This is a genomic window from Massilibacteroides vaginae (assembly GCF_900178525.1).
Classification (GTDB): Bacteria; Bacteroidota; Bacteroidia; order Bacteroidales; family Tannerellaceae; genus Massilibacteroides; species Massilibacteroides vaginae.
Map to the genome: position 1 here is coordinate 687,821 of NZ_FXDJ01000009.1, position 15,485 is coordinate 703,305.

General features: G+C 43.0%; 9 protein-coding genes and 1 pseudogene. 5 read left to right on the plus strand and 5 right to left on the minus strand.

Annotated features, from left to right (window positions below):
• Window positions 1-11 precede the first annotated feature (11 nt).
• The 5 genes from B9Y81_RS11355 to B9Y81_RS11375 all read left to right on the plus strand — a co-directional run bounded on the left by B9Y81_RS11355 (window position 12) and on the right by B9Y81_RS11375 (window position 8,036).
• Window positions 12-1,880 (plus strand): RagB/SusD family nutrient uptake outer membrane protein, encoded by a 1,869-nt coding sequence (locus B9Y81_RS11355; RefSeq protein ID WP_085537041.1) that lies wholly within the window; start codon window positions 12-14, stop codon window positions 1,878-1,880.
• A gap of 80 nt (window positions 1,881-1,960) precedes the next feature.
• The gene (locus B9Y81_RS11360) at window positions 1,961-3,130 is read left to right on the plus strand and encodes an exo-beta-N-acetylmuramidase NamZ family protein (protein ID WP_085537042.1); all 1,170 of its coding nucleotides are present in this window, start codon (window positions 1,961-1,963) and stop codon (window positions 3,128-3,130) included.
• Between the two features lie 23 nt (window positions 3,131-3,153).
• Entirely contained in the window at window positions 3,154-4,614 is a 1,461-nt protein-coding gene (locus tag B9Y81_RS11365) for a sodium:solute symporter (protein WP_085537043.1), read from the plus strand.
• A 10-nt stretch (window positions 4,615-4,624) separates the two neighbouring features.
• Window positions 4,625-5,920, plus strand: a complete 1,296-nt coding sequence (locus tag B9Y81_RS11370; RefSeq protein ID WP_085537044.1) for a SpoIID/LytB domain-containing protein — start codon at window positions 4,625-4,627, stop codon at window positions 5,918-5,920.
• Between the two features lie 268 nt (window positions 5,921-6,188).
• Complete coding sequence (locus tag B9Y81_RS11375) at window positions 6,189-8,036, plus strand: biotin/lipoyl-containing protein (protein WP_085537045.1); 1,848 nt, start codon at window positions 6,189-6,191, stop codon at window positions 8,034-8,036.
• Between the two features lie 52 nt (window positions 8,037-8,088).
• Here B9Y81_RS11375 and B9Y81_RS11380 read toward each other — a convergent pair whose 3' ends face one another.
• The 5 genes and pseudogenes from B9Y81_RS11380 to B9Y81_RS15360 all read right to left on the minus strand — a co-directional run.
• Entirely contained in the window at window positions 8,089-10,077 is a 1,989-nt protein-coding gene (locus B9Y81_RS11380; protein WP_085537046.1) for a DUF4954 family protein, read from the minus strand.
• Window positions 10,078-10,083: 6 nt separating this feature from the next.
• The gene (gene hflX, locus B9Y81_RS11385; protein WP_085537763.1) at window positions 10,084-11,298 is read right to left on the minus strand and encodes a GTPase HflX; all 1,215 of its coding nucleotides are present in this window, start codon (window positions 11,296-11,298) and stop codon (window positions 10,084-10,086) included.
• Window positions 11,299-11,756: 458 nt separating this feature from the next.
• Window positions 11,757-11,882 carry a hypothetical protein gene (locus B9Y81_RS15445; protein ID WP_262494098.1) on the minus strand — a complete coding sequence of 42 codons (126 nt, stop codon included), beginning with the start codon at window positions 11,880-11,882 and terminating at the stop codon, window positions 11,757-11,759.
• An 820-nt stretch (window positions 11,883-12,702) separates the two neighbouring features.
• The gene (locus B9Y81_RS15355; protein ID WP_449560114.1) at window positions 12,703-13,842 is read right to left on the minus strand and encodes a glycoside hydrolase family 88/105 protein; all 1,140 of its coding nucleotides are present in this window, start codon (window positions 13,840-13,842) and stop codon (window positions 12,703-12,705) included.
• A pseudogene (locus B9Y81_RS15360) lies at window positions 13,834-15,474 on the minus strand (glycoside hydrolase family 43 protein); the annotation flags it as partial. The pseudogene B9Y81_RS15360 and the gene B9Y81_RS15355, both read right to left, overlap by 9 nt.
• Window positions 15,475-15,485: the final 11 nt, after the last annotated feature.

The following is a 15,485-nucleotide window of genomic DNA, read 5'->3' on the forward strand; positions in this document are numbered from 1 at the left end:
ATCAATACAAGATGAAAAAGAATCTAATATATATAGGGCTACTTTCTATCTTCGCTTTCTTCGGTTGTGAAGATTACTTAGACAAAGAGCCATTAGACAAATTGACAAATAAAAACTTCTGGGTGAATGAAACCAGTTTGCGTTCTTATTCTCAGGATTTTTACTCTTCCTATTTTACTGGATACGCACAGGATTACCGGTTATTCGGAGGTTATTTTTCCGGAGACTCATATAATGACGATTTTCTGCTTACTACTGCGACAGGAACAGACAGGGCTCAACGCTTCTATTTTCCGGCAAGCAACACTACCGCTCCAAACAATAATATTGTCTGGAAAAAACAATTCGAAATGATACGGAAAGCCAACGTAATGTTGGAAAACATTCCGAATATGAACATTGAAGAATCGGCAAAGATGCATTGGACAGGAATTGCGCGTTTTTTCAGAGCTATTGCTCATAGCACTTTAGTTAAAGAATTTGGAGATGTTCCGTTTTATGATGTGGCACCTAAACCAGGTGAATTGGATCTTTTATATAAAAACAGAGATTCAAGAATTAGCGTAACAGATAAGATCCTTGAGGATTTTAATTATGCTGTTGATAATGTACGGGTTGATGATGGAACTTTACAGCTCAACAAATACGTAGTTGGTGCTTTTATGTCACGCTGGATGCTATTCCATGGCACTTGGTGTAAATACCATGGTTCTTCTGTTGGAGGAACAGGTTCTGCTGTAGATAATGGCACGATCAAACGTTATCTGGACGGCGCTATCAAAGGAGCGAACGCTGTAATGAGTTCGGGCAAGTTCAAAATAGGAAATACTTATAATGCTTTATTTACAAGCGAATCACTGGCAGGAAATCCGGAAATCGTCTTCTACCGTGAGTATGTAACCGGGTTATTCTGTAATGCATTATTAGCTTATAACGCAAAAGAAGACCAGGAACTGGGTGGTGTTGCAAAAGATCTTATCGATAGTTATTTATGTGTTGACGGTTTGCCTATTTCTCAATCTACATTATATAAAGGTAAAGATGACCCAAGTATCGAGAATTCGTTTGTGGATCGGGACCCCAGATTATATGATTCATTTGTGGATTCCTTGCGTATTATGAACTCAGGATTACATTCCGCAACTTCACCGACAGGATATGTTTCAAAAAAATTCCTCAACGAAAAGTGGTTGGCAGATAACGAGCCTTACATTACAGGTCTATTAAGCCCTGCTGATGCTCCTATAATTCGTTATGCAGAAGTACTTCTTAATTATGCAGAGGCACGGTTTGAAGTAGCGCGTGTTGGTGGCGATGCTTTTACTCAAGCTGATTTGGATGTTTCTATCAACCAAATAAGACAAAGACAGCTAAGCAAATGGGGAGATACAGCAGAACCTCGTTCACTACCCCAGATAACACTAAGCGGAAATGCTATCAGCGTAAATGGCGTTATCATAAATGACCCGAAAAGAGATGCAGATGTAGACCCTGTATTATGGGAAATACGACGCGAACGCCGTATTGAGTTAGTTATGGAAGGACGCAGAAGCGACGACCTGAACAGATGGGCGAAATTTGAATATCTTAATACTCAAAAAGGAGGTCAACCTTCTGATATTGTACTGGGAGCATGGATCAAAAAAGAAGATTATCCGGGAATCAATAGTGCAGTAAAGCTATTTAATCCAAGTGGTGATGAGTCCAAAGAAGGTTATATCATGTTCTACTATTATGCAGGTGATAAAACCGCTCAACGCACATTCACGAAGGGAGATAAAAATTCCGAACGTAACTATCTGCGAGCTGTACCTATTACTGAAATAAACAAATATTCAGACGTTGGATATACACTAAGTCAAAACCCCGGTTGGGAATAATCAGTTTAATAGTTCATATTTAAAAGAAAGTTGCTCCAAATATCCTTACATTTGGAGCAACTTCATAAAAACACAATACCATGAGACAATTTTTCATAACAACGATTGTGCTTTTTTTGTCTGTCACGTTCGCTTCGGCACAGCAAAGCAGAGTGATAGTCGGCGCGGAATCGACCAAAGAATATTTCCCGATACTGAAGAATAAGCGTGTTGCCATCATGTCCAATCATACGGGTATGGTAGGGGATGAGCACCTGCTCGATCTTTTATTAAGAAACAAGTTTAATGTGGTAGCGATCTTCTCTCCGGAACATGGTTTTCGCGGAGACGCTGACGCAGGCGAACATGTAGCCAGTTCTGTCGATAAGAAAACGGGAGTGCCTATTCGCTCACTTTACGGAGGTGAAGGACAAAAGCCAAGCCGGGAATCGATGGACATGTTCGATATAATGATTATTGATATACAAGACGTGGGGCTTCGTTTTTACACGTATTACGCAACGATGGTTCGATTGATGGACGCCTGCGCTGAATACAATAAGAAGATGTTAGTATTAGATCGTCCGAATCCGAATGGTCATTATGTAGACGGCCCGATCTTAGATATGAAACACAAATCAGGTGTAGGCTGGCTGCCTATCCCCGTTGTGCATGGCATGACGCTGGGCGAACTGGCTTTAATGACGAACGGAGAACGTTGGCTGCCTCAATCCCGGGTTTGTGATGTTACCGTTATTAAATGTAAGAATTATACCCACCAAACCTTATATCAGGTTCCGCTCCCCCCTTCTCCTAATCTGCCAAACATGAAATCGATTTATCTTTACCCTTCTACTTGCCTGTTCGAAGCCACTCCGGTTAGTCTGGGCCGAGGTACAGAATTTGCGTTTCAGGTATATGGACATCCGAATATGAAAGGGTACGATTTTTCCTTTACTCCCAAAAGTATTCCGGGAGCAAAGAATCCTCCCCAACTTAATCGTCTTTGTTACGGTGTAGATTTAAGAGACGTGCCGAACGAAGATATATTCGCAAGAGGATTCGATCTGAGCTATGTGATCGATGCTTATACGAATTTAAAATTAGACGACCATTTCTTCCGCCCATTCTTCGAAAAATTAGTCGGGGTTGATTATATCCGGAAGATGATCATAGCTGGAAAATCAGCAGAAGAAATCAAGCAAATGTGGAAAGGTGATGTAGAGCAGTTTAAACAGCAACGCAAACCTTATTTGCTTTATGCCGAATAAAATTAAATACCGAGAATAAAATGATGACTCCTATTTTAGTTTTGCTCACCATAGCAGCTTATTTTGCCGTATTATTTGGTATTTCGTATATCACAGGTCGTAAGGCGGATAATCAGGGATTCTTTACCGGCAACCGGAAATCGTCCTGGTATGTAGTTGCCTTCGCCATGATTGCCTCAGCTATTTCCGGCGTAACCTTCGTGTCGGTTCCGGGAATGGTTGCCACGCAATCCTTCTCCTATCTGCAAATGGTTCTTGGGTTTGCCGTTGGGCAATGCCTTATCGCCTTTGTATTGATACCCTTGTTCTATAAAATGAATCTGACTTCGATTTACGAATACTTAGAAAATCGGTTCGGACTTTCGTCTTACCGGACAGGAGCTTGGTTTTTCTTTATTTCAAAAATGTTGGGTGCCGCGGTAAGATTGTATTTAGTCTGTATCGTTTTGCAGCTCTTGGTTTTTGAACCGTTGAATGCCCCCTTTATTCTGAACGTGGTATTTACTGTTTTTCTGGTTTGGCTTTATACGCATCAAGGAGGTGTAAAGTCATTGATCTGGACAGATTCACTGAAGACGTTCTGTTTAGTAGTATCTGTTGTGCTATGCATCTATTATATCTCAAAAGATCTGGGTTACAATTTTTCAGAAATGACGGCGATGGTACGTGACAGCGATCTATCTAAAGCCTTCTTCTTCGACGACATAAAGGATGGCAAGTACTTCTTCAAACAATTCTTTGCAGGAATATTCCTTGTGATCGCGACAACGGGCTTAGATCAGGATTTCATGCAAAAGAACCTCAGCTGCAAAAATCCGAGAGACGCGCAAAAGAATATGGTTACAAGCGGAATATTGCAGATTTTCATTATTCTGCTGTTTCTTGTCTTAGGCGTGTTGCTTTACACCTTTGCCGCCCAAAACAATCTGGAGATACCCACTAAGGGAGATGACCTGTTTCCTTTTATTGCTACAGGAGGCTATTTCCCGCTGATCGTAGCCATTTTGTTTGTGATCGGATTAATTTCAGCTGCTTACGCAGCGGCAGGTTCGGCACTAACGGCACTAACTACCTCTTTTACGGTGGATATTCTGCAAAGCACTAAAAAAGACAATGAGCTGAAAGTAGCCAGTACGCGCCGGATAGTACATATCGGTATGTCCGTTATTATGGGATTAGTGATCATTCTCATCAACTTGTTGAATAATACGTCTGTGATCAATGCCGTTTATATTCTGGCCAGCTATACATACGGTCCGATACTCGGTATGTTTGTATTCGGCATCTTCACGAAAAAACAAGTACACGATCGCTTTGTACCTTTGGTAGCACTTCTCTCACCAATTCTTTGTTTCATTATCGACACCAATTCGAAAGCCTGGTTCAATGGTTATGAGTTCAGTCATGACCGTTTGATACTGAATGCATTTCTGACATTTGTCGGTTTATTGTTATTAACACGAAAGAAAACCCTTCAATCTTAATATTTCATCTATGGAAGCAACAGTTAGTATTGGAATCCTATGGAACCCAACCATCTCTTTTTCTTTAAGCGAAGACTATCGTTTTAATGGTAATCCGGCAACAGGCGAATGGACCGCAACACTGAAAGACGGTAAAATCAGCTGGAACGGAGAATTTTACGATGAACTGCTCTTTAAACCTCAACAAGCAGATTCTTCATTCCGCATCAAAGATGTTGTGATTGGCATCAATTTTCATTGGGAACGAAAGGAAGATCAGCAATTTCAGGGAGCCTTAAAGTTAATTGCGGATAAGGATCAACTGATTGCTATTAATATATTGTCGGTCGAGGATTATCTTACGAGTGTTATTTCGTCTGAGATGAGTGCGACAGCTTCTCTCGAATTATTAAAGGCACACGCTGTAATCTCACGCAGTTGGCTTCTCGCGCAAATTGAGAAGAACAAAGAACTTGTTTCTGCAAACGAAAGCTATTCTACCTTTACAGAAACAGAGAACGAATTGATCCGCTGGTACGATCGGGAAGACCACACCCTGTTTGATGTGTGCGCTGATGATCATTGTCAGCGTTATCAGGGTATCACACGCGCTTTTTCCAATATAGAAACCGTAAAGCAAGCAATCAATGAAACCCGGGGGCAAGTCTTACTTTCAGAAGGCAAGATATGTGACGCGCGCTTCTCCAAATGTTGTGGAGGCGTAGTTGAAGAGTTTCAAAACTGCTGGGAGAACAAACAATTTTCTTACCTTGTAAAACTTCGTGATGCGGCAGACAATAAAGATATACCCGATCTGACTATAGAGCCTGAATTTATTACATGGGTAAACACCCGACCTGATTCATTCTGCGATACGACAGACAAGACTATCCTCGGACAAGTTCTAAATAACTATGATCAGGAAACAACCGACTTTTATCGCTGGGAGGTTCGCTATTCCCAAAAGGAACTGTCCGAATTAGTTTATAAACGCTCGGGAATTGATTTCGGAACCATACAATCACTCATTCCGATTGAACGAGGAACTTCCGGTCGTTTAACCAAGCTCAAAATCGTTGGTTCTAAAAAAACAATGATCATTGGAAAGGAACTGGAGATAAGGCGCACATTATCCACCTCTCATCTTTACAGTTCAGCCTTCATTATCCATAAGGAGGGAGATCATTTTATTCTGAAAGGTTCCGGTTGGGGACATGGCGTTGGTTTATGTCAGATCGGCGCAGCGGTAATGGGAGAACAAGGCTATTCATATGATAAAATTTTACTCCATTATTACGTCGGAACAGACATAAAACGTCTCTATTAACGACACGAAAAGATCTCAAAAAACAAATTGCGGAAAAATTTCTTTATTTAGCGTTATTTAACTGTTTCAATCTCTAACATAATAACGCGATAAAGATTTTTTTTCTAACCTAAAACACTTCTAAAATATCTAATAATCATAAATTATTGCCAATTAGTAAATGCCCCTAAAAACACCCTCCAAAACTGTTTACGTTTCATAAAATTACATTATAAAGATTGATTTTTTTCGATACCTTTACTCTATCATTCTTTAAACCAATAAAGTCATGGCACGTAAACTACTTATTCGAGATTTGACATTAAGAGATGGTCAGCAGTCTGCATTTGCTACCAGAATGACTCAGGAACAAGTCGATAGAGTCTTGCCTTATTACAAAGAGGCGAATTTTTATGCTATGGAAGTTTGGGGCGGCGCTGTACCGGACTCGGTTATGCGCTACCTTAATGAAAATCCTTGGGATCGGTTAGAAAAAATCAAAGCAGTTGTTGGAAACACCTCTAAACTAACTGCCCTTTCACGAGGACGAAATCTCTACGGATACGCTCCTTATCCGGATGAAATCATTGATGGATTTTGCAAAAACTCAATTGATTCCGGCTTAGGCATCATGCGTATTTTTGATGCACTGAATGATGTAAATAATGTAAAATCAACGATCCGCTACGTGAAACAATATGGCGGTATTGCCGATTGCGCGGTTTGTTACACCATTGATCCGCACTTCACTTTAGCAGAAAGGCTTAAGGCCGGTCTGAAAGGAACGCCACTTCCCAAAGCTGTTTTCACAAACGATTATTTCCTGCAAAAAGCAAAGGAGATGGAACAGCTTGGAGCCGATATGATCTCTATAAAGGATATGAGCGGACTGATCCAGCCAAACAGAAGCGCGGAAATGGTGAAACTCTTTAAGAAAAACCTTACTATTCCGGTAGATTTCCACACGCATTGCACACCGGGCTATGGCTTAGGATCCGTATTAGCCGCTATTATCAACGGAGTGGATATTGTAGATACGGTTATCTGGAATTTCGCGGGAGGACCTGCCGCTCCGGCAATCGAATTAATCTATATTTTCTGTCAGAAATTAGGTATCGAACTGGACATCGACATGGAGGCTGTTGCAAAAATCAACCGGGAATTATTCCATATCCGTAAGGAATTAGATGCATTCGATGCCGTAAAACAATTTCCTAAACCTTTCAATCCGTTAACAGATCAGCTGCCGGCAGAGATAGACAAAGCTTTTGACGATGCGATAAGCGCAGCCAAAAAAAGCAACGAAGAGGCTCTTTTACAAGCATGTCACCGGATAGAGACATACTTTAATTTTCCAAAGCCGAATGAATTGGTTAAGAACGCCGAAATACCGGGCGGTATGTACACCAATATGGTTGCTCAACTCAAACAACTCAACGCGATGGATATATTGGAAGATGCGATGAAGCTGATTCCAACCGTACGTTTAGCAGCCGGACTTCCTCCGTTAGTTACGCCGACCAGTCAGATTGTAGGTGTGCAAGCCGTCAATTGCGCCCTGGACCTGAAACACGGTAAAGAGATGTACACCAACACATCCAATCAGTTCGTTTCTTTGGTGAAAGGAGAATACGGCAAGACCCCTGTTCCCATTTCACCTGAATTCAGATTAAAAATCGCCAAAGTTAAGGAAGAAACACCATACGACACATCGAAACATAAAACGCCGGACAATCCCACATTAACGGAATACGGAGGGGTGAAACTCGCTGAAACAGAGAAAGAAGTGCTGTTGCTCGACTTATTCCCTTCTGTCGCGTCGACTTACCTCACAAATCAGAAAAAGTTACGCTATGAAAGCATCCCTCAGCCGGAAGAAAAACCTGTAGAGATCAAAAAAGAAGAACAACATCCTGTTACCGGAAAAGTATTGGAAGCTCCTATGCCCGGAAGCATTTTTAAAATGCTCGTAAAACCCGGAGATCATGTGCAAAAAGGACAAGACCTACTGATTTTGGAAGCCATGAAGATGGAAAACAACATCATGTCAGAGTACAGTGGAACCATTAAGCAATGGTTTGTACAAGAGGGTACGATTGTTGCTGCCGGAGCCAAATTGGTCGAGATCGAAGAATAACCTTACCTATACCCTATAACATAGAGACGTACAACCGTGCGTCTCTATTTTTTTATAATAACAGCTGCAATCGCCCGATCAGTTCATCACCGAGTGCACGCTTTTTCACGATATGCTCTTGCACAGCAGATACAAACGGATTGTTTTCAAAGTCTCCGCGAACCCCTTCAAAATCGCCCAGTTTTTCCTCGGCAGTACCATCCACACCAAATCCGGTCATAAACGTGAGTGAAAACTCTTTCTTCGCATCCTGATATAGCATTTCATCTAAACGTATTACGGATTCCTGCCATTTCCGAACCAGTAGGATAATTTCTGCTGCTGTAATTTCGCGCAGATTCACACCGTAGTAAGCTGCTATAACTTCGTAAGACCAAGTCCATTCCAGCGAATAATAGGCTTTATGAACTTTCCGGAAATAAGTCGCTATCTCTTCCAAAGAGACCACTTCTTTTGCCTCTATTTTATCAAGAAATGCATTCAACAGTTTTTGAGGAAGAATAAGGCCGGACATATCCACCCATTCGCCGCTACCGTCAACACAATCCGGCGAAAGCCGTTCATGCACATCGCTGATCGAGGAAAAAGCTTCCCCTTCCAAACGTTTTATCAAGGAGTTGCCCAGAAATTTATTAATTGCCAACCGGTATAATTCCAGTCCGTTGCGAAGCGAATTTCCTTGAATACGTGTGTTCTGGTAATAATACACATCCGAAGTCTCCCCAACCAGATTTTGCAGATTAGTCAGAATCTCTACCGCTTTGATCATCTTTCGGATCGTATACGGACTCAACAAGTTATAGTTGATCATATCCAGCAATTCCGTATCCTTTCGGTTGTCTCGTTTAGGCCATTTCTGAGCATCACGAATAGTTCCTACACTACGAAGATTTACCCCCGGCACCAGATAAGTTTCATCATTCTTTTCAATCAGATAAGAAAAAGGGATATCCGAAGTGTCGCTATGCTGATGATGACGCCCCATAACAAGAGAAAACGCCCCGATACGAGCCGGCCAAAGAATATAAGAATCACTGGTTGTCTTTGATCCTCTTTCTACAATTCCCTGATGAATAGGCCCCAGCTTATACATGTGATTACTCTGGTTCGACCCGGAACCGGCATTCAGGAAAGAGAACATTCCCGCGATCAGAAGACTGCTTTTATGCATTGAAACAGTAAAAGGTCCGGCAAAAATAGCGCAAGCCTCTCCGTTTTCGAACCCACAGTTACTAAACAACAGAGAGTCGTGTGCCGAGAATCCGTGCGTAATATGGCAGGCTTGTCCGATAAAGCAACGGATAATTTTAGCACCGTCAGCAATATAGGCTCCCGAAGAAATGATGAAATCCTGCGCAATCACACTATCCCCAATATATACCGGAGCCGCCTCATTGCTGTTGATTGTTCCGTTTTCTAAACGTGTTGAGTTTTCAATCGTAGTATAATCGCCAATCTTCACGTTCCGGATTGTACCGGTATTAATGATCCGCGAGCTTATGCCCACACGTCCGATACGGGAAGTAACTCCGGCCGTATAAACAGAAACCAACTCGTTAAGGCGGCTTATCAAATTCGGGCGATGGCGGTAAAGCGCTATTATATAGCCCAAAGAAGCAGACAAACCATCATAAATAGGAACCTCACGCCCTCCCGTCTCATTCAAAACCGAAACCGGCGTGTTATTTCCAAACGAAGTTTCGCCTTCAACAAGCAGCACATTTATATTCTGTATAACAGCATCTTCCCCGATATGGTAGTTGGCAATATAATTCTGCACGTTTTCTATCAGCACATTGTCATCCAATACACAATTGAACAGTGTAACGTGCCTTAATCCGCTGTGTTTCTTTAGTCCTCCCGGAAGTTCAAACACTTTACGGAAAGCACCAAGTTCCACCCGTCCGGCAAAACGAACATGATGCACATAGTTTATATCAAATTCTTCCGGAACAAATACACAGTTCCAATCGTCCGCATAACAAAACTGCGTTTGCAAAGTACCTATCTCATCCGGGCGAAGATTTCGTTTGTTAGCCATAGGTGTTTATTCATCTTCATCGTACTGCTGAAAGAGAAAGTCATTATACGGAAAACGCGTTATGTGTATTTCTTTCACCCGTTCATACAGTAACGACTTAAGCGCATCTATATTCGTACGTTCTTTTGCGGAAATAAACAGACAGTTATCCTGATACTTATTCATCCACGTCCGCTTCAGTTCATCTAAGTTTACATTCTCCCGGGTAGCCGGCGTCAGATCATCTTCTTCTTTCTGCACATAAGTAAAAGCGTCAATCTTATTGAACACCATGATCATCGGCTTTTCGACTTTATCGATTTCAGCCAGCGTTTTGTTCACCACCTCAATCTGATCTTCAAACGTAGGATGAGAAACATCCACAATATGAATAAGAAGATCAGCCTCACGCACCTCGTCGAGTGTAGACTTAAACGACTCAACAAGTTCCGTCGGCAATTTACGGATAAACCCTACCGTATCAGAAAGTAAGAACGGAAGATTCTCCACAATCACCTTGCGCACAGTCGTATCCAGCGTAGCAAACAATTTATTTTCAGCAAAAACCTCACTCTTACTCAACAAATTCATCAAGGTAGATTTACCTACGTTGGTATACCCCACAAGTGCCACACGCACCATCTTACCCCGATTCTTGCGTTGAACACTCATTTGCTTATCGATATCCTTGAGGTCGTTTTTCAGTTTCGCTATCTTATCAAGAATAATACGCTTATCCGTTTCCAACTGCGTTTCACCCGGACCGCGCATCCCTACACCCCCACGCTGACGCTCCAAGTGCGTCCACAAACGAGTCAGACGAGGCAACATATACTTATATTGCGCAAGCTCCACCTGTGTTTTAGCGTGCGCCGTCTGCGCGCGACGAGCAAAAATATCCAGAATAAGATTCGTTCTGTCCAATATCTTGACCTGAAGTTCCTTTTCGATATTACGTAGCTGCTTAGCCGATAACTCATCATCAAAAATCACCAAGCCAATTTCATTTTCAACCACATACTCTTTAATCTCCTTCAGTTTTCCCGTGCCCACAAAAGTAACAGGATTAGGATAGTCCAGTTTCTGCTGGAACCGTTTAACCGATTCCACCCCGGCAGTATCGGCCAGAAAAGCCAGTTCATCGAGATACTCTTTTACCCTTTGCTCATTCTGCTCCGGAGTAACCAACCCCACGAGTACAGCTTTTTCTGATTGCGCTTCTGATATGATAAATTCTTTCATACAGGCAAAGATAATCATTTCACGAATTCCAAAATCATCCAACCCCAATGAAGCATAATGAATTATCATAAAAAGTTGATTCCATCTCATTTACGGCCTACATTAGGCGGTTTGCCTATAGATGAAAGACAGTCGAAAGGCAAAAAGCAAGCACTAACCCATTCACCCCTCAATTCCATCAGATAAATCCACAAAAAACGGACAATTCCCCTCCCCAAAACAAAGGATATTTTCAAAAACATAAAGGATATCTTTAAAAAAACAACCTTTACGTTTTCAGACACATTACTATATCTCAAAAAAAGCCAATGCTAAACACAATAATGCAGGCGATAAAAAACCCAAGATCCAAAATAAGCCCCATTTTATCACCGTTGAACAAGCGTAACAAAAAACGAACAAAGAAGTCATTCCCCATCAAAAACAAGCTTAAAAAGAAAATCCCAAAAAGTTTCGTTTCACCAAAACTCGAAAGCAGAAAACAAAACACCCCTTAAAACCCGTTCCCATCCATTATCATGCTGAGCCTGCCAAAGCATCTCATACCAACCCAATGTCATGCTGAGCTTGTCGAAGCATCTCATACCAAGTGAGTATTATCGAACGAAGCACCATGCAGAGATCTCTCCACTTCGGTCGAGATGACAGGGGAAGGGTGGTCGGGTTAACAAAGAGGGTGGTCGGGTTGACAGGGAAGGGCGGTTCTTTTCCAGAAAAGAGCGCGATGCCGCGAAAAGCGGCGAGCCGTGAAAAAACCGGCCTCATTGGATGAGCGTTAAGAAAAACACGGAGCGAAAGCGTTAAAAACAAATCGTTGTTTGAGCGAAGCGAGTTTTCGATTTGTTTAGCGAAAGCGCAGTGTTTTTTAGCGAAGGAAGTGCAGCCTTGATCTTTTTTGCTTCGTTTTTTGGATCAAGCCAAAAAATGATGTGGGGTCGCAGGGGTGAAACCCCTTAAAACACTGTCCCATCCACTGTCATGCTGAGCCTGTCGAAGCATCTCATACCAACCCACTGTCATGCTGAGCCTGTCGAAGCATCTCATACCAAGTGAGTATTATCGAACGAAGCACTATGCAGAGATCTCTCCACTTCGGTCGAGATGACAAGGGAGGGATGGTTGGAATGGTGAAGAGGATAGTTGGAATGGTGAAGAGGATAGTTGGGGTCGCAGGGGTGAAACCCCTTAAAACACTGTCCCATCCACTGTCATGCTGAGCCTGTCGAAGCATCTCATACCAAGTGACTATTATTGAACGAAGCACTATGCAGAGATCTCTCCACTTCGGTCGAGATGACAAAGAGGGATGGTCGAGATGACAAGGGTAGGATGGTCAGGTTGACAAGGGAGGTGGGTCAATGTTGTTAGGGGCGAAAGTTTTTTCGCCCCTAACAATCATTCTAATTATTGCACCAATTCACGTTCGAGAACGGCCATGATAAATGGTCCTATGGCTTTCGGATCGTTGGAACGGATTGTTTCGTTGATGTAGTATTGATAGTCGCCGGAGCGATTTTCTTTTCCTCCGAGTCCGGCTACAGCGCAAGCACGGGTAAGATCGGTCAGTCCGTTTTCATCTTTTTTAATGAACTCTTTCAGGAAACTCTGATAGGATCTCTCCGCCATTTCACGATAGGAACTGTCTATATACCCCATACGTGTTGCTTTAAACAAGGTGTAGATAAACATAGCGGAAGCCGAAGATTCTAAATAATTGCCTTTGTCGCCACTACGATCAAGCACCTGATACCACAGTCCGGTTTTTTTATCCTGAATCTTTTTTAATTGCACAACGATATTATTCAGTATATCTAACACGTCGTCTCTTCCGGCCTCATCGGCAGGAATAAAGTCTAACGCATCTACTATAGCCATGGCATACCAACCTAACGCACGTCCCCATACGTGTTTGGATTGCCCCGTTTCTTTGTCGGCCCAAAACATTTGCCGGCTGACATCCGTTGCGTGGCGATACAAGCCATTCGCCGGATCGTAGGTGTGGCGGGCTGCCACGCGGATTTGATTGATCGCATCCTGAAAATCCTGCGGACGATTGAACCGGGCGGCATATTCTACCATAAAGGGAGTACCCATATATACGCCATCCAGCCAGACCTGATGCGGATAGATTTTCTTATGCCAGAAGCCACCGTCGTCATTGCGCGGATGCGTATCCAACTGACTACGGAGCAAATCAATAGCTTTCTTTATTTTTTCGCTTTTGGTGTAGTCGTAAAGACGGAACAGCATCTTTCCGGAATTGACACGGTCAATGTTATAATCTTCCAGTTTGTAGGCTGTGATGGAACCGTCGGCATGAATCATGGTGTCGGCGTATGCCAGTGCGTAGTCAACATATTTTTCATCACCGGTTCTTTCATACAATTGAAGGAATGCCTGTAGTTCGAGTCCATGGCAATAATCCCATTTCAAACTTGGTTGGAAATCCAGCTGCCAGGATTCAGGACAACGTGCCATTTCGGAATCGGCAATCCGGATTGCCGGCTCAAGCAAAGCCAAACGATCCTCACCGTTTTTGCTGATACGGAACCAGTCGGCATCCAACCAGCCGCCGTCGTTGGTCTGAATATTCGGACGGGTACAGAAAAGTCCGACTTTGGCACCGATCCATTTTCCCTCTTTAGCCTGAAAAGGTTTGCCGAAACTCTTGTACGTTTTACCATCCGTGCTATAGGCAAACCGGCAAACGGCTTTGGAGTCGAACGCCACTTGCAGATAAAGCCAATCGTTGGAAACGGTCACCTTTTCCTGAACCGTTTCGGAAGAATGTTTGTCGGCCTCGATACAGGAAACCTGAGAAAGCGTAATGCCCTGTTCTGTATTTTCCATAATCAGTCCGGCATAATCTAACCCCATAACGACTAAACCTGCACGTTCGCCGAAATATTTTTGTGTAGGATTGAAACGAACCTTAGTGGTAGCGGTAAATTTATCAGCAGGCGTTTTTTGCAACAGCAGATTTGCTACGTTCCATAGATTAGCGTAAGCCTCTGTTACCGGATAGGAATAGAGTCGGATCAGTCCGTTGGTTGCATCATTGAATACCCATTTCGGATTAAAGTTCGCGTGCCATTGCCATTGCCCTCCCGTTTTATTCGCTGAAAACTCATCGCTTTCCTGCGGCGTATTTATCGGGTAGGATTTTCCCACATCCGGTTTCTTGTAACGCAGAACAGGGTTTCCACAACCATCTCCGTCTCTATCCAAACCAATTACAGGCCAACCATTTTTCCATTTCATTGGTTGAAGATGAACCAAACGTCCGTAGGTTCCTACATCCTGGAAGTGCAGAAACCAGTCTTCTCCGGTATTGGTATCTACCCACGCTCCCTGATGCGGACCGTTGATAGCCGTCTTCCCTTGCGCCAGCACCACTTTTTCTTCGTATGGACCATACGGATTAGCGGAACGTAAAACCAACTGCCAGCCAGTGGCTACTCCCCCGGCCGGTGCAAAAATATAGTACATTCCATCGCGTTTGTAGAACTTAGGTCCTTCTACAGTCTCGTGTTTTTCATGTCCGTCAAAGACAATTCTACTTTCAGTAATAGCAGCTGTCGCTTCCCCGTTGAGTTCGCATACCGCCAAAACACTTTTAAGTCCGGCACGACTTCCGGCATAAGCATGTGCCAGATAAACCCGTCCGTCGTCGTCCCACAAGGGTGTTGTGTCGATAATGCCTTTGCCTTCTTTTACTAACACAGGCTTGCTCCACGCACCGCGTACATCCCTTGTTTTCGTCATAAACACGCCCTGATCGGGGTCTCCCCAAAAAATATAAAACTCGCCCTTATAATGGCGTATACACGGAGCCCAAATACGATTTCCGTGTTCAGGGCGTTCCGGAATAAGTTGCGGTTCTAAGGCATAGGGCACAGCAGCCCCCACAATGGTCCAGTTAACCAAATCGTTGGAATGGAGGATTTGCAATCCGGGCAGACAATTGAAACTCGAAGAAGTCATGTAGTAATCATCACCCACTCTGCATACATCCGGATCGGAATAATCGGCATGCAAAATGGGGTTTTTGTAGGTTCCGTCACCATTGTCTGCAACCCAAACGGAAGAAACATAGGTGTTTTGTTGAGCTGAAAGCGCAAAACAAGCTGAACAGCATAAGCTAATTATTGCTGTAACGATGGTGTGTGTTTTCATTTATTGTTGGT

Bases quoted from the DNA above. Each gene is read 5' to 3' on its own strand.
- B9Y81_RS11360 (WP_085537042.1), top strand. From the start codon at position 1,961: ATGAGACAATTTTTCATAACAACGATTGTGCTTTTTTTGTCTGTCACG.
- B9Y81_RS15445 (WP_262494098.1), bottom strand. From the start codon at position 11,882: ATGAGATGCTTCGACAAGCTCAGCATGACATTGGGTTGGTATGAGATG.
- B9Y81_RS11365 (WP_085537043.1), top strand. From the start codon at position 3,154: ATGACTCCTATTTTAGTTTTGCTCACCATAGCAGCTTATTTTGCCGTA.
- B9Y81_RS11355 (WP_085537041.1), top strand. From the start codon at position 12: ATGAAAAAGAATCTAATATATATAGGGCTACTTTCTATCTTCGCTTTC.
- B9Y81_RS11375 (WP_085537045.1), top strand. From the start codon at position 6,189: ATGGCACGTAAACTACTTATTCGAGATTTGACATTAAGAGATGGTCAG.
- B9Y81_RS11370 (WP_085537044.1), top strand. From the start codon at position 4,625: ATGGAAGCAACAGTTAGTATTGGAATCCTATGGAACCCAACCATCTCT.
- B9Y81_RS11380 (WP_085537046.1), bottom strand. From the start codon at position 10,077: ATGGCTAACAAACGAAATCTTCGCCCGGATGAGATAGGTACTTTGCAA.
- hflX (WP_085537763.1), bottom strand. From the start codon at position 11,298: ATGAAAGAATTTATCATATCAGAAGCGCAATCAGAAAAAGCTGTACTC.